We start from the raw sequence: 14,109 nt of genomic DNA, 5'->3' as shown, positions 1-14,109 counted from the left end.
TTTCTTATTTGCTAGAGGCATCTTGTGACGTCAGGCGTTCGATGACGGTGACGTTCGCCTGGCCACCGCCCTCGCACATCGTCTGCAGGCCGTACCTGCCGCCGGTCCGCTCCAGCTCGTGCAGCAGCTTGACGGCGAGCACCGCGCCGGTCGCCCCGAGCGGATGGCCGAGGGCGATCGCGCCGCCGTTCGGGTTGACCCGGGCGGGATCGGCCCCGGTCTCCTTGATCCAGGCCAGCACGACCGGGGCGAACGCCTCGTTGACCTCGATGGCGTCGAAGTCGTCGATGGACATGCCGGTCCTGCCGAGCGCGTGCGCGGTGGCCGGGATCGGCGCGGTCAGCATCGTGATCGGGTCGTCCCCGCGCGCCGAGAGGTGGTGGACGCGGGCGCGCGGGGTGAGGCCGTGGTCGCGTACCGCGCGGGGGGAGGCGATGAGCAGGGCGGCGGCCCCGTCGGAGATCTGCGAGGCGAGCGCGGCGGTCAGCCGGCCGCCGGGGACGAGGGGCTTCAGCGCGGCCATCCGCTCCGGCGTGGTGTCCCGGCGCGGGCCCTCGTCGTCGGTCACGCCGTCGCAGGGGGCGATCTCCCGCCGGAAACATCCGGCGTCGATGGCGCGCAGGGCCCTGCGGTGCGACTCGTACGCGTACCGCTCCATCTCCTCGCGCGACAGGTCCCACCGCTCGGCGATCCGCTCCGCGCCGGTGAACTGGGAGACCTCCTGGGCGCCGTACCTGGCGGCCCAGCCCTTGGAGCCGGTGAACGGGTCCGCGTGCCCGAGCGGCTGCCCGGCGAGCATGGCCGAGGAGATCGGGATCATGCTCATGTTCTGCACGCCGCCCGCCACGACCAGGTCGCTCGTGCCCGACAGCACGGCCTGGGCGGCGAAGTGCAGCGCCTGCTGGGCCGAGCCGCACTGGCGGTCCACGGTGACGCCGGGCACCTCCTCGGGCAGCCCGGCGGCCAGCCAGCAGGTACGGGCCACGTCCCCCGCCTGCGGTCCGACGGTGTCCACGCAGCCGAAGATGACGTCCTCGACGGCCGAGGGGTCGGCGTCCACGCCGCTCATCAGCTCCTTGAGCACGTGGGCGCCGAGGTCGGCGGGATGGGTGCGGGCCAGGCCGCCGTTCCTGCGCCCGACGGGGCTGCGGACGGCGCCGACGATGTACGCCTCTCTCATCCCGGCATCCTAACAAGCGCTTGGTAAAGCGCGGAATGCCGGATGAGCTGCGCTCGTAGCGTGAACAAGCGATTGTGCGAGGGCTCATAATGGTGACGTGACCACGCGAAAGAACTCCGGCACCACCACCACATCGGCGAAGCGCCAGCGGGCCGCATCAGGCTCGGCCTCCGAGCGCCGCGACCACCTCGTCAAGCTCGCCGCGGAGCTCTTCGCGCGCAAGGGCTTCCAGGCCACGACCGTACGCGAGATCGCCGACGAGGCCGGCATCCTCTCCGGAAGTCTCTACCACCACTTCGACTCCAAGGAGACGATCGTCGACGAGGTGCTCTCCACCTTCCTCGACGACCTCATCGCCCGCTACCGCGCCGCCGTCGACACCACCGCCGACCCGCGCACGGTGCTGTCGGAGATGGTCCGCATCGGCTTCGGCACCCTGGAGCCCCACCGGGCCGCCATCACCGTCATGCAGAACGACTGGAACTACCTGCGCCAGTTCGAGCGCTTCAACTACCTCGTCAAGGCCGAGGACGAGGTCGAGCAGATCTGGGTCACCCAGATCAAGGCCGGCCAGGCCGCCGGGCAGTTCCGCGCCGACGTCGACCCCAAGCTCACCTACCGGATGATCCGCGACACCATCTGGGTGGCCGTCCGCTGGTTCCGCCCGGGGGGCAGGCTCAACACCAACGGCCTGGCCGAGCACTACATCACGGTGTTGTTCGACGGCCTCGCCACCGGCGAGCGGACGACCCAGCCCCAGGGATGAGCCTCGGCAAAGCGGTCCGGATGGCCCTCCAGGAGGCGGCCGAGCCGGACAAGGCGGAGACGATGCGGGCCTACATGAAGTCGCCCATGCCGTTCCTCGGCGTGCAGGCGGTGCCGCGGCGGGCCACGCTCCGGCGCGTCTTCGCCGAGCACCGCATCGACAGCGCCCCCGAGTGGCGGCGCGCGGTGCTCGCGCTGTGGCGCGAGGCGGAATACCGCGAGGAGCGCTACGCCGCCGTGGACCTGTCCGGTCACCACTACTACCGGCGCTTCCAGACCCTCTACACCGTCCCGATGTACGAGGAGATGATCGTCACCGGCGCCTGGTGGGACCTCGTGGACGAGCTGGCCACCCACCGCGTCGGCGCCCTGCTCGCCGCCTACCCCGACTCGATGCGCCCCCTCATGCTGGAGTGGGCGCACGACGCCGACCTGTGGAAGCGCCGCACCGCGATCCTCTGCCAGAACCGCTTCAGGGCCCGCACCGACACCGCCCTGCTGTACGCCTGCATCGAGCCCAGCCTGTCGGACAACGACTTCTTCGCCCGCAAGGCGATCGGCTGGGCGTTACGCGAATACGCCAAGACCAACCCGGCCGAGGTCGTCCGCTACGTCCGCGCCAAGGGCCTGTCGGGCCTGAGCCGCCGCGAGGCGCTCAAGAACGTCCCAGACGGCCTAGCACCTCCGCCGCCTCGGCCATGATCCGCTCCACCAGCTCCTGACACGTCGGCAGGTCGTCGATGACGCCCACGACCTGCCCCGACGCCATCACCCCGAGGTCCGCCCTGCCCTCCACCATGGCCGCGCGCAGCAACATCGGCGTGTTGGCCGCCTGCAGCACCTGCGCCCAGGTCAGCTCCCTGCCGCGGCGCATCCGGCGGCCCTCGCGCAGCATCGCCGCCCAGGACAGGCCCGACAGCCGCTTGAACCGGGCCCCGTTCAGCACCGCGCGGGCCAGGCGCAGGCGTTCCAGCCCGGCCACGAACGGCGTGGCGAGCACCCGGTGCGGCACCCCGTCCACCTTGGTGGTCACCACGGTCTCGCGGGCGGCCAGATAGACCTTCTTCACCTCGTCCGGCACCGGCGAGTCGGCGGTCAGCAGGAAACGGGTGCCCATGGCGACGCCGCAGGCCCCGTACGCCAGCGCCGCCACCAGGCCGCGCCCGTCGAAGAAGCCGCCCGCCGCGATCACCGGGATGTCCACCGCGTCCACCACCTGGGGCAGCAGCAGGGTGGTGGCGAGCGGCCCCGTGTGGCCGCCGCCCTCGCCGCCCTGCACGATGACGGCGTCCACACCCCACGCGGCCACCTTCTCGGCATGCCGGCGCGCGCCCACCGACGGGATCGTGACCACGCCCGCGTCCTTGAGCCGGGCGATCAGGTCCCGCCGGGGCGCCTGCGCGAAGGAGGCCACCCGCACGCCCTCGCGCACCAGCACCTCGACCCGCTCGGCCGCGTCGTCGGCGTCGGAGCGCAGGTTGACGCCGAACGGCTGGTCCGTACGCTCCTTGACGCGGCGGATGGCCGCGGTCATCTCCTCGACCGACAGGGTGGCCGCGCCGATGACGCCCAGCGCGCCGGCCCGCGAGGCGGCCGCCGCGAGCCGGGCGCCCGCGACGTACCCCATGCCGGTCTGCACGATCGGATGCCGGCAGCCCACCAGGGCGGTCAGCGCGGTCCTCACGCCGCGACCTCGCGCTCGCGGGCCCGGCCGGGGTCGAGCCGGTCGAGCACGTCCAGCTCCGCGGCGGTCGGCTCCCGCGTCACCGGCACCTCGGCGGGCACGGTCAGCTCGAAGCCGGTCGCGGCCACCACGTCGGCCACACTCACCCCCGGGTGCACCGACGCCAGCCGCATCGACCCGTCCGGGGTGGCGAAGTCGAGCACGGCGAGGTTCGTCACCACGCGGCGCAGGTCGTACGCGCCCCGGTCGGTGCCGAGCCCGCTCACCACGTCCACCCGCGGCACGAACACGCGCGGCGTGTGCCGGGGGATCCAGTAGCTCGTCGGGTCGCACCGGGTGTTGCCGGGCGCGCCGCGCACGCCGAGGAGCTGCGCCTTCGGCCGGGCCCAGTCGCCGATGCAGGAGATGTTGGTGTTGCCGTGCCGGTCGATCTGGCTCGCGCCGAGCATGACGTGCCGGCGGCCGTTCAGCACCAGCCACAGGTGGTCGCGGAACGGCAGCCACCCCTCCACGACCTCCGGAGGCCGCCCCAGGGCGGGCACGTCGCCGGTGAGCAGGCAGACGCCGTCGTGGGTGAGCAGATCGGGCTCGAACGTCAGCCGCGCCAGCCGCGCCGCCAGCACCGTGACCGCCCCGCCGATCCCGGCCGCGAGGATCTCGCCGTCGCCGCGGAACGCCTCCGCGCAGGCCAGCACGCACACGTCAGCCCTGCTCGTCATCACGCCCTGTCTCCATGTAGCGCCGTCTCCACGTAGCGCCGCTGCCGCTCCTCGTCGCGCCCGTAGTCCGGCTCGCACGCGGTGAACCCGGCCCCGCCGGGCGCCTCCACCACGCCGGTCACCATGGACCGGCTGATCAGCAGCGACTGCACCGGCCCCTCCTTCAGCAGGTCGGCGGTGTCGACCAGGCGCTCGCAGGAGACGTAGCAGCGGGCCGCGGCCTTGGCGTAGAGGTCGTCGAAGTAGGGGTCGGGTCCGAGATACTGGGCGTTGCCCCGGGCGTCGGCCCGGTTGAGGTGCACCAGCGCCACGTCCAGGGTGAGCGCGGGCACCGCCACCAGCTCCTCCCCGTCCCCGTACGGCGAGTACACCGTCCGCAGCTCGGGGTTGACCCGTAGCACGTCCGAGCCGAGACCGGCCCGCGTCGGCAGGAACGGCAGCCGGTGCGCCGCCGCCAGCAGGCCGAACATGAACATGCCCTCGTCGTACTCGGTGAACTCGATCTCCCCGGCCTGCCGGGCGCGGCGGAAATGCGGCTCCAGCGGGATGGAGTCGAGCGTGACGAACGGGGCCACCACCCGGCGCACCTTCCCGGCCGCGCACAGCATGCCGACGTCGGGCCCGCCGTAGGAGACGACGGTCAGGTCACGGACGGGAGAGCGGAGCACGGCGGCCACCAGGGCCATCGGCTTGCGCCGCGACCCCCAGCCGCCGATGCCGACGGTCATGCCGCTCTCCAGCCCGGCCGCGACCTGCTCGGCGGTCATCACCTTCGTCCCGGTCCCCTGCGTCCCGGTCGCCTTCGGGCGGGTCACCGGAACCGCTCCCTGTGCCGCTCGCCCGCGCCCATCAGGTTGAGCTCGAAGGTGAACCCCTGCTCGAAGCGGTAGCTGCGCCGGACGTCCACCGGGTCGATGCCGTTGAGCGACTCCTTGGCGCGGCGGACGACGTACGGGTCCTTGGCCGCGATCTGCCCCGCCACCTCCAGCGCCGCCTCGCGCAGCTTGTCGCGCGGCGCGACCTCCAGCACCGAGCCGAACGCGTGCAGCTCGGCCGCCGTGACGTTCCTGCACGTGTAGACCATGGCCCGCATCAGGTGCTGCGGCACCAGCCGGGCGAGGTGGGTGGCCGCGCCGAGCGCGCCCCTGTCCACCTCGGGCAGCCCGAAGTAGGCGTCCTCGGCGGCCACCACGACGTCGGCGTTGCCGGCCAGGCCGACCCCGCCGCCCAGGCAGTGCCCGTGAACGGCGGCGATCACCGGGACCGCGCACTCGTAGACGGCGGCGAAGGCGGCGTAGCAGGCCCGGTTGACGGCGACCAGCGCCTCGTGGCCGGGGGAGTCCCGCAGCTCCTTGATGTCCACCCCGGCGTTGAAGCCGCGTCCCTCGGCGCGCAGCACGACCACCCGGGTCGCGGGGTCGTCCCCGGCCGCCCGCAGGGTCGTGGCCAGCTTTTCCCAGGCTCGTACGGTCAGCGCGTTCACCGGGGGGACGTCCATGACGACCTCGGCGACCGGCCCGGCCCGCAGCGTGATCCCCATCCCGCCGCCCCACCTCCTGGTTGCACCTAACGCTTGCTTGGTACGGTAGCACCCGTGACCGTCACTTACGACTACACCGGCAGGTCCGTCCTGGTGACCGGCGGCACCAAGGGCATCGGCCTCGGCGTCGCACGGGCCTTCGCGCGGGCCGGTGCCGACGTCACCGTGTGCGCCCGCCACCCGCCCGAGCGGGCGGAGTTCCGGTTCGTCCCCGCCGACGTGCGCGAGCCGGAGGACGTCGAGCGGCTGATGGCCGGGTTCGGGCGGCTCGACGTGGTGGTCAACAACGCGGGCGGATCACCGTACGCGCCGCTCGCGGGCACCTCGCCGCGCCTGCACGCCCGGGTCATCGAGCTCAACCTGACGGCCCCCCTCCTGGTCGCGCAGTACGCCCGGCCCCTGCTGGCGGCCACGCGCGGGGCCGTGGTGATGATCGGCAGCGCGAGCGGCACCCGCCCCTCGCCCGGCACCTCCGCCTACGGCGCCGCCAAGGCGGGCCTGCACCACCTGGCCCGCTGCCTGGCCGCCGAGTGGGCGCCCGAGGTTCGGGTGAACACGGTCGTGGTGGGCCTGGCCGCGACCGAGGCCGCCGCCACCGGCCACTACGGCGACCAGGGCGGTGATCAGGGTCTGGGGGCTGCGATCCCGGCCGGCCGCCTCGCCACCCCCGCCGACGTGGCGGAGGCGTGCCTGTGGCTCGCCGCCCCCGGCTACGTGACGGGCGCCGAGGTACGGGTGGACGGCGGCGGCGAGATCCCCCTCTGGCGTAACCTCGCGGAGAACGAGGCCGAGGGGGAGCGCTCATGATGCGACATCCGCGTTTCAGCGCCGCTGACATCGCCGTCACGATCTACGCGGCCGTCATCGTGGCGGCCGGGGCGGTCTCCCTCGTCGGCCTGCTCATGGGCAAGGACAGCGTCGTGCTGTGGCCGCTGGCGCTGGTCAGCCTTCCCCTGAGCATCCTCTGGAGCGAGCTGGCCGCCTTCGGCGCGGTGCCCGACGAGCTGTGGTGGCTGGTCCCGTACCTGGCGTGGGCGACCCTGCTCCTCACGGGCCTCGCGCAACCCGCCGTCGTCTGGGGGCTGCTGCGCCGCGCACGCCGGCGTGAGCGGTCCCCGCGAGGATGATCAGCGCATGGCGGAGCGCGCCGTGGGGCGCAGCCGGAGCCGCTGGGGCGCCGCCGTCAGCCGCGACTCCACCAGCGGCAGGTCCACGGCCGCGAGGTCCGGCACGTCCGAGTCCCGCTCCCACCGGGCGAACCACACCAGGACGTTCTCCCCGCTCCGCACCGGCAGCCGGGGGAAGGTGTTCTCGGCGTGCTCGGTGACGAACGACGCGACCGGCGGCGCCCCGGCCTCCGTCAGCGCGGGCGCGACCACGGTGGCGAAATGCGCGGCGAGGTCGCCGTCCACGGGGTAGATCGTGGCGACGTACGCGGCCGGAGGCGGCGCGACGGCCCCCACCGGCGGCCGTGACCCCGGGGCGGGCTCGGTGAGCGCCCGCAGCAGCAGCACGTCGTCGGAGTCGAGCATCGTGGCGTTGGCCTCCTCCCGGTGGGCGAGCCACACCGGCCCCGAGTAGAAGGTCTCCAGTGCCGCCTTCCTCGCCGCCATGTCGGGAAAGCCGCGCAGCCAGGTGAAGGTGTCGGGCGCGTCCGGATCGCGGAAGGTGCCGGACACGCGCATGCCGGCGGCCTCCTGCGGCTCGACGAACTCCCGCTCGAACAGCTCGATGAGGGCGTCGCGCCGCCCGGGGCGCAGGGTGTAGCGCCGCAGTTCGTAGATCGTCATGGCAGGCGACGGTAGGGCCGGGTCACTGACAGCCCCATGTCAGTGTCCCCTCCGCCCCGAACAAAATTCTGACTACTTTCAGCTACTCTTCGGCAACTGTGAGTTATAGGGTCGCCAGGAGAACGCTTCCCCCAACGGCGAAGGAGCCGAGTTGATCCGAAGATGGTGCGCCGCCGCGGCAGTGGTGACAGCGGTCGCCGGCGGCGCTTTCCTTGCTCTCACCGCGGCTGTCCCCGCGCACGCCGACGTCTGGCCCGGCGGCTGGTCCTGGGTCAGGAACAGCAGCGCCAACAGCGACTCCTCCCAGTCCGGCAACACCTTCGGCGACGTCGCCACGGCCAACCGCGGCCAGGGCGCCTCGACGAACGTCAACAACGTCAACGGCATCGCCTCGACGGCCGCGCACGGCGGCATCGTCGTCACCTACGTCTTCGACTGATCGAAAGGACCTCCACCCGATGAAGAAGCTCTGCGTGACCGGTGTCCTCGTGGCGGCCGCGGCGGGTGCCGCCTTCCTGTCGGCCCCCGCCCACGCCGACACCAACGCCGGCAACGCCAGCAGGAACACCAACGCCTCCCAGTCCGGCAACAACTTCGGCAACGTGGGCAACCGCAACGTCGCCGGCGCGAGCGCCACCAGCGTCAACGCCGTCAACGGCAACGCCGTGACGACGGCCCACCGCAGCGGCGCCTACGTCGACGACGTCGTCGACTGGTAGTCGGCGCTCACCCCGTCACGCACGAGCCAGGCCGGAAACGGCCTGGCTCGTGCCGTATTAGCATCTCTGGGTGACTATCTGTGCGTATGCCACTTTTGACGGCCTGGACAGCGACGACGAGCTCGACCTGGTCCTCGCGGCCTGGCGCGCGGCCGGCGTCGAGGGCCGCGCCGAGCGCTGGGACGACCCCGCCGCCGACTGGAGCGCCTACGACGCGGTCGTCGTCCGCTCGGTGTGGGACTACGTGCCCCGGCGCGCGGGGTTCCTGGCCTGGGCCCGCCACGTGGAGTCGGTCAGCCGGCTGCTCAACCCGGCCGCCGTGATCGCCGCCAACACCGACAAGACCTACCTGCGCGACCTGCCGTCGGTGCCCACGCACTGGTCGTCCGAGGACCTGCCGCACTGGCCCGAATACGTCGTCAAGCCCGCGATCTCGGCGGGCGCCCGCGACACCGTACGCACCCGCGACCGCGGCGAGGCCGTCGCCTTGGCCGCCGCGCTGGAGGCCGACGGGCGCACGCCGATGGTGCAGCCCTACCTCGACATGGTGGAGACCGAGGGCGAGACCTCGCTGCTCTACTTCAACCGCCGCCTCAGCCACGCCGTGCGCCGCAACCCGATGCTGGCGGGCGGCGCCGCCGACGCCTCGCTGGCCGAGGCCCGCACGCCCGCCGCCGACCAGGTCGAGCTGGCCGAGCGGGTGCTCGCCACGGTGCAGGGCCCGCTGCTGTACGCCCGCGTGGACCTGGTCCGGCTGCCCGGCGGCGAGCCCGCGGTCATCGAGCTGGAGCTGACCGAGCCCTACCTGTTCCTGCGCCACGACCCCGGCGCTCCGCAGGCGTTCGCCAAGGCCCTGGTCGAGCTGCTGTAGTCAGGCGGTGTGGTCAGGCGGTGTGGTCAGGCGGTGCAGTCAGGCGGTGATCCCGCCGTCCACCGGGATGACCGTCCCCGTCAGGTACGCCCCCGCCCGCGAAGCCAGGAAGATCGCCGTGCCCGCCATGTCGTCGGGCCGGCCGATGCGCCCGAGCGGCACACTGGTCTCGATGGACTCCCGGGTGCCGGGGTCGTCGAGGGCGAAGGCCATCATCTTCGACTCGAACGGCCCCGGCGCGATGGCGTTGACCGTGATGTGCTCCTTCGCCAGGTGCCGGGCCAGATGCCGGGTGAGCATGTGCACCGCCGACTTGGTGGAGGAGTAGGCGTACGTCGGCAGCACCGGCACCCGGATGCCGTCCACCGAGCCCACGTTGATCACCCGGGCCGGGTCGTCAGGCCCTGCGGCCTGCCTGAGCTGCGGCAGGAACCGCTGGGTCAGCGCGAACACGCCCTTGACGTTGATGTTCCAGAGCTTGTCGAAGGCGGACTCGGGATATTCCTCCAGCGGCGCGCCCCAGGTCGCGCCAGCGTTGTTGATCAGCACGTGCAGCGGCCCGTCCACGGCCGCGGCGAGGCTCTCGCGCCCCTCGGCCGTGGACAGGTCGGCGGGCACGGCCCGGCAGCCCAGTTCGGCGGCCGTCTTCTCGACCTCGGCCGTCTTGCGCGCCGAGATGTAGACGTTCGCGCCCGCCGCCACGAAACCCGCCGCGATCATCCGGCCGATGCCCCGCGAGCCGCCGGTCACCACGACCGTCTTGCCTTCCACCGAGAACAGAGTCATGTTCCGGAGCATGCCATACCGGCCGGTCGGTTCACACCCCGGGCAGGAGGCCGTTGCGGAACACGTCCACGAACCGCTGGTGGTCGCCGCGGGCCTGGGCGCCGTACCGGTGGGCGAACTCCACGAGCATCGCCGTGAACCCCGCCCTGTCCTCGCCGATCACCGCCACGATCGCCTCCTCCGTCGAGAAGTCGACCAGGTCGTGGCTGGACTCGTCGTCGGCCACCGAGTGCATGCGCGCCACCGCGCGCCCGAGGTCGCGCATGATCGAGCGCAGCTCGCCCGGCTCGTTGACGTCGTCCCAGTCCAGGTCCGCCGAGTACGGCGACACCTCGGCGACGAGCTGCCCGATCCCGTACAGCGTGGTGTAACCGAGCCACGGATCGGCGTACGCCTGCAGCGCCCGCTGCGACTCGGCCGTGCGGTGCCCCTGGTGCAGGAAGTACGACGCCACCTTCTCGTCGGCGACGTGCCGGGCCACCGCCGGCGCCGCCGCCTGCTTCATGTAGAGGATCACGTCGTTCTCCAGCGCCTGCGAGCGCCCCTCCAGCAGCAGGTTGTACGACGGCAGCCCCGCCGACCCGATGCCCACGCCCTTGCGCAGCGCCACGTCCTTGACCACGTGCTCGACCGCCCGCTCGGCCGACGCGTCGTGGCCGGGCAGCGTCGTCAGGTAACCGGCGAACGCGGCCAGCACCGCCTCCCGCGTGTCCCCGTCCACCGGCTCTCGCCCGTCCATGAGCGCGAAGCGGCGGTCGTAGTCGTCGATCACGGTCTCCACGTCCAGCAGCGCCACCCGCGTGCTGAGCCGGGCGGTCTGGAGCACCCGGTGCAGCACGCCCGTGGTGGTGCCCAGGGTGAGCGAGCCGATCGCGTCGTCGCCGCCCGCCGCGATCGCGGTCAGCTCCTCCACGTACGCGCCCGCGAAGTCGGCCACCAGCCCGCCGATCGCCTCGTCCGACAGCGCCTTGGCGTAGCCGAGCAGCGCCACGCTGGCCGCGAAGCGCTTGAGGTCCCAGACGTACGGCCCCACGTACGCCTCGTCGAAGTCGTTGACGTTGAACACCAGCTCGCCGGAGGCGTTCATGTACGTGCCGAAGTTCTCGGCGTGCAGGTCGCCGTGGATCCAGACGCGCCCGGTCGGCTCGTCGAGATAGGCGTCGTCGGCGTACGGGCCGGTCATGTCCGCGTAGAACAGGCACGCGCTGCCCCGGTAGAAGGCGAACGGCGAGGCCGCCATCTTGCGGAACTTGCGGCGGAAGGCGGCCGGATCGCGGGCGATCGAGTCGCCGAACTCGGTCATGAGGACGTCGAGCAGGAAGGTGGTGCGTGAGCCCATGCCACGGACGGTAACCCCGCGAGCCCCTCGCCGCCTACCCCGGGCTCAGGGATGCTGCGACGACACCGACACGACCTCGCCCGTCATGTACGAGGAGTAGTCGCTGGCCAGGAAGACGATCACGTTGGCCACCTCCCACGGCTCCGCCGACCGCCCGAACGCCTCCCGTGCCGCCAGCTCCGCCAGCAGCTCCTCGCCGGTGACCTTGGCCAGGAACGGGTGCACCGCCAGCGACGGCGCCACGGCGTTGACCCGCACCCCGTGCTCGGCCGCCTCCAGCGCCACGCACCGGGTGAGCGCCATCACCCCGGCCTTGGCCGCGGCGTAGTGCGCCTGGCCGCGCTGCGCCCGCCAGCCGACCACGGAGGCGTTGTTGACGATGACGCCCGAGCCCTGGGCGTACATCTGCCGCAGGGCGGCCCTGGTGCAGCGCATGGTGCCGTTGAGCGTGACGTCGAGGACCGCGTGCCACTGCTCGTCGGTCATCCCGGCCAGCTGCGCCGTGCCGCCGAGCCCGGCGTTGTTGACCACCACGTCGAGCCGGCCGTGCGCCTCGGCCACCGCGTCGAACAGCGCCAGCACCTGCGGCTCGGACGTCACGTCGCACGGCACGGCGAGCGGCCTGACGCCGGTGAGGTCGGTCAGCGCGTCGGCGGCGGCGGCGAGGCGGCGCTCGTGCCGGTCGGACAGGACGATCGTGGCGCCCTCCTCGGCGCAGCGGCGCGCGGTCGCGTAGCCGATGCCCGCGCCCGCGGCGGCCGTCACCAGCGTCACCTTGCCGTCGAGCAGTCCGTGTGCCTTGGGGGGCGGCGGGAGCATCGGTTCTCCAATCAGCGGGGGAGCCCCAGGGTGCGCTCGGCGATGATGTTGCGCTGGATCTCGCTGGAGCCGGCGTAGATCGTGTCGGCCCGGCTGAACAGGTAGAGCCGCTGGAGCTCGTTCAGCTCGCCCACCGGCCCGGCCTTCACCAGTCCGGCCTTCCCCTGGACGGCCTGGGCCAGCTCGCCGAGCCGCCGGTGCCACTCCGACCAGTACAGCTTGGCGATCGACGCCTCGGGCCCCGGGTCAGGGCCCAGCATGCGCAGCGCGTTGAGCCGCATGACCTCCAGCTCCAGCCAGGCCCGTACCAGCCGGTCGCGCAGGACCGGGTCGCCGGCGGCGCCGGTCCGGCGGGCGGTCTCGACGACCGCGGCCAGCTCGCGGCGGAAGCCGAGCTGCTGGCCGAGCGTGGACGCGCCGCGCTCGTGCCGCAGGGTGGCCATCGCGACCCGCCAGCCGTCGCCGGGCGCGCCCAGCACGTTCCCCGCCGCGGTGCGCGCGCCGTCGAAGAACACCTCGTTGAACTCCGACGTCCCGGTGAGCTGGGTGATCGGCCGGACCGTGACGCCCCGCCCGCGCATCGGGACCAGCAGGTACGACAGCCCGTGATGCCGCCGCGACCCCGGCTCGGTGCGGCACAGGACGAAGCACCAGTCGGCGACGTGCGCGAGGGACGTCCACACCTTCTGCCCGGTGACCACCCAGTCGCCGCCCTCCAGCCGGGCGCTGGTCCGGACGGCGGCGAGGTCGGAGCCGGCGTCCGGCTCGGAGTAGCCCTGGCACCACAGCTCCTCGCCCCGGCGGATCGGGGGCAGGAAGCGCTCCTTCTGCTCCTCGCTGCCGAACTCCAGGACGGTGGGGCCGACCAGGGTCTCGCCGATGTGGCCGACCCTGGCGGGGGCGTCGGCCCGCGCGTACTCCTCGTGGAAGGCCATCTGGTCGGCGAGGGAGGCGGCGCGGCCGCCGTACCGTCCGGGCCAGCCGAGGCAGGTCCAGCCGTGCGCGCCGAGGTGCCGCTCCCATGCCAGGCGCAGGTCGTGGCCCTCGTGCTCGCGGCCGGGGCCGCCGAGGCCGCGGGCCGCGGCGAACTCGCCGCGGAGCGCCTCCTCCAGCCAGGCCCGCGCCTGCTCGCGGAAGCCGGGGGTCTCCCCAGGGATCAACGGAAGCCGCCGTAGCCGCCCTGGAAGAACACCAGCGGGCCGCCGTCGGCGTGCGTGTCGAGCTGCAGCACCCTGGCCACCACGATGGTGTGGTCGCCGGCCGGGTGCTCGGCCTCGACCACGCAGTCGAGCCAGGCGAGTGCGCCCTCCAGCACCGGGTTGCCGCCGGGTGAGCCGGTCCACTCCAGCCCGGCGAACTTGTCGCCGCCACGCGACGCCAGCTGCGCGCACACCTCCCGCTGGTGCTCGGCGAGGACGTTCACGGTGACGACGCGGGCGCCGCGCACCCGTGGCCAGCTCGTGCTGGTGTGGGCCACGCAGAAGGCGACGAGCGGCGGGTCGAGCGAGACCGAGGTGAAGGAGTTGGCGGCCAGGCCGCAGGGTTGCCCGTCGCGGGGGTCGAGCGCGGTGATCGCCACCACGCCGGTGGCGAAGCGGCCGAGGACCTGCCGGAAGCGGCGGCTGTCGAGGTGGCCGTTCGCGGGGGTCGGTCCCGTCGGCATGGTGGCTCCGTTGCGAATCCTGCGCTGAGGTGGCGTCGGAAGGCCGCGACAGCTCTCCGGCGCGACGAGCCGGGCAGCGTGTGTGCTCATGGGGGTCCGCCTCCTAGTCCACCGGCTGCGCCCTACTATACCAAGCGCTTGCTTGGACGGTAGGGGGAAGCCGGAAAAGGTGTCAAGTTGCCCGGCCGGACGCGCGGGAGCCCGCGTTGACATGCGCGAAACGTCCGGCCTACC

Annotated in this window: 18 protein-coding genes; 7 read left to right on the top strand and 11 right to left on the bottom strand. The window is 72.9% G+C overall.

The window, feature by feature from the left end; translation table 11 throughout:
- Window positions 1–4: 4 nt before the first annotated feature.
- Entirely contained in the window at window positions 5–1,180 is a 1,176-nt protein-coding gene (locus ACBR40_RS43225; protein ID WP_344205121.1) for an acetyl-CoA C-acetyltransferase, read from the bottom strand.
- Between the two features lie 97 nt (window positions 1,181–1,277).
- On the opposite strand from ACBR40_RS43225, the gene ACBR40_RS43220 reads away from it, so the two are divergent.
- Entirely contained in the window at window positions 1,278–1,946 is a 669-nt protein-coding gene (locus ACBR40_RS43220) for a TetR/AcrR family transcriptional regulator (protein ID WP_344205119.1), read from the top strand.
- Window positions 1,943–2,647 carry a DNA alkylation repair protein gene (locus ACBR40_RS43215; RefSeq protein ID WP_371252488.1) on the top strand — a complete coding sequence of 235 codons (705 nt, stop codon included), beginning with the start codon at window positions 1,943–1,945 and terminating at the stop codon, window positions 2,645–2,647. The genes ACBR40_RS43220 and ACBR40_RS43215 overlap by 4 nt, the downstream gene beginning before the upstream one ends.
- Here the strand turns inward: ACBR40_RS43215 and ACBR40_RS43210 are convergent.
- Genes ACBR40_RS43210 through ACBR40_RS43195 form a run of 4 tightly spaced genes read right to left on the bottom strand, consistent with a single transcriptional unit; the run spans window position 2,601 to window position 5,888 of the window.
- Window positions 2,601–3,629 (bottom strand): NAD(P)H-dependent flavin oxidoreductase, encoded by a 1,029-nt coding sequence (locus ACBR40_RS43210; protein WP_371252487.1) that lies wholly within the window; start codon window positions 3,627–3,629, stop codon window positions 2,601–2,603. The two genes, ACBR40_RS43215 and ACBR40_RS43210, sit on opposite strands and share 47 nt — an antisense overlap.
- Window positions 3,626–4,348 (bottom strand): CoA-transferase, encoded by a 723-nt coding sequence (locus ACBR40_RS43205; RefSeq protein ID WP_344205113.1) that lies wholly within the window; start codon window positions 4,346–4,348, stop codon window positions 3,626–3,628. The genes ACBR40_RS43210 and ACBR40_RS43205 overlap by 4 nt, the downstream gene beginning before the upstream one ends.
- Window positions 4,348–5,115, bottom strand: coding sequence for a CoA-transferase (locus ACBR40_RS43200; protein ID WP_329592613.1), 768 nt, complete (start codon window positions 5,113–5,115; stop codon window positions 4,348–4,350). The genes ACBR40_RS43205 and ACBR40_RS43200 overlap by 1 nt, the downstream gene beginning before the upstream one ends.
- 44 nt (window positions 5,116–5,159) lie before the next feature.
- Window positions 5,160–5,888: an enoyl-CoA hydratase family protein gene (locus ACBR40_RS43195; protein ID WP_371252486.1), complete on the bottom strand. Its 729-nt coding sequence runs from the start codon at window positions 5,886–5,888 to the stop codon at window positions 5,160–5,162.
- A 54-nt stretch (window positions 5,889–5,942) separates the two neighbouring features.
- Here ACBR40_RS43195 and ACBR40_RS43190 point away from each other — a divergent pair, with 54 nt between their 5' ends.
- A complete protein-coding gene (locus ACBR40_RS43190; protein ID WP_371252485.1) occupies window positions 5,943–6,695 on the top strand; it encodes an SDR family oxidoreductase in 753 nt (250 codons plus the stop codon).
- Window positions 6,692–7,015, top strand: coding sequence for a hypothetical protein (locus ACBR40_RS43185; RefSeq protein WP_371252484.1), 324 nt, complete (start codon window positions 6,692–6,694; stop codon window positions 7,013–7,015). Before ACBR40_RS43190 ends, ACBR40_RS43185 begins: the two co-directional genes overlap by 4 nt.
- Here the strand turns inward: ACBR40_RS43185 and ACBR40_RS43180 are convergent, their stop codons facing one another.
- The gene (locus ACBR40_RS43180; RefSeq protein WP_371252483.1) at window positions 7,016–7,678 is read right to left on the bottom strand and encodes an NIPSNAP family protein; all 663 of its coding nucleotides are present in this window, start codon (window positions 7,676–7,678) and stop codon (window positions 7,016–7,018) included.
- Window positions 7,679–7,829: 151 nt separating this feature from the next.
- On the opposite strand from ACBR40_RS43180, the gene ACBR40_RS43175 reads away from it, so the two are divergent.
- From ACBR40_RS43175 to ACBR40_RS43165, 3 genes are all read left to right on the top strand, one after another.
- Complete coding sequence (locus tag ACBR40_RS43175; protein ID WP_371252482.1) at window positions 7,830–8,117, top strand: hypothetical protein; 288 nt, start codon at window positions 7,830–7,832, stop codon at window positions 8,115–8,117.
- A 34-nt stretch (window positions 8,118–8,151) separates the two neighbouring features.
- Complete coding sequence (locus tag ACBR40_RS43170; protein ID WP_371252481.1) at window positions 8,152–8,397, top strand: hypothetical protein; 246 nt, start codon at window positions 8,152–8,154, stop codon at window positions 8,395–8,397.
- Window positions 8,398–8,467: 70 nt separating this feature from the next.
- Complete coding sequence (locus ACBR40_RS43165; protein WP_371252480.1) at window positions 8,468–9,268, top strand: RimK family alpha-L-glutamate ligase; 801 nt, start codon at window positions 8,468–8,470, stop codon at window positions 9,266–9,268.
- 39 nt (window positions 9,269–9,307) lie between these two features.
- Here the strand turns inward: ACBR40_RS43165 and ACBR40_RS43160 are convergent, their stop codons facing one another.
- The 5 genes from ACBR40_RS43160 to ACBR40_RS43140 are packed head-to-tail and all read right to left on the bottom strand — an operon-like array spanning window position 9,308 to window position 13,875.
- Window positions 9,308–10,054, bottom strand: coding sequence for an SDR family oxidoreductase (locus ACBR40_RS43160; protein ID WP_344205102.1), 747 nt, complete (start codon window positions 10,052–10,054; stop codon window positions 9,308–9,310).
- 31 nt (window positions 10,055–10,085) lie between these two features.
- The gene (locus ACBR40_RS43155) at window positions 10,086–11,393 is read right to left on the bottom strand and encodes a DUF2252 domain-containing protein (RefSeq protein ID WP_344205101.1); all 1,308 of its coding nucleotides are present in this window, start codon (window positions 11,391–11,393) and stop codon (window positions 10,086–10,088) included.
- Between the two features lie 45 nt (window positions 11,394–11,438).
- A complete protein-coding gene (locus ACBR40_RS43150; RefSeq protein ID WP_344205100.1) occupies window positions 11,439–12,212 on the bottom strand; it encodes an SDR family oxidoreductase in 774 nt (257 codons plus the stop codon).
- Window positions 12,213–12,223: 11 nt separating this feature from the next.
- Window positions 12,224–13,372: an acyl-CoA dehydrogenase family protein gene (locus ACBR40_RS43145; RefSeq protein WP_371252479.1), complete on the bottom strand. Its 1,149-nt coding sequence runs from the start codon at window positions 13,370–13,372 to the stop codon at window positions 12,224–12,226.
- A complete protein-coding gene (locus ACBR40_RS43140; protein WP_344205096.1) occupies window positions 13,369–13,875 on the bottom strand; it encodes a flavin reductase family protein in 507 nt (168 codons plus the stop codon). The genes ACBR40_RS43145 and ACBR40_RS43140 overlap by 4 nt, the downstream gene beginning before the upstream one ends.
- Window positions 13,876–14,109 lie beyond the last annotated feature (234 nt).

The sequence above is a fragment of the Nonomuraea sp. AD125B genome, assembly GCF_041402765.1.
GTDB classification, from domain to species: domain Bacteria; phylum Actinomycetota; class Actinomycetes; order Streptosporangiales; family Streptosporangiaceae; genus Nonomuraea; species Nonomuraea bangladeshensis.
Note: the sequence above shows the minus strand (reverse complement) of the source record. Positions and strands in the feature narration are given on the sequence as shown.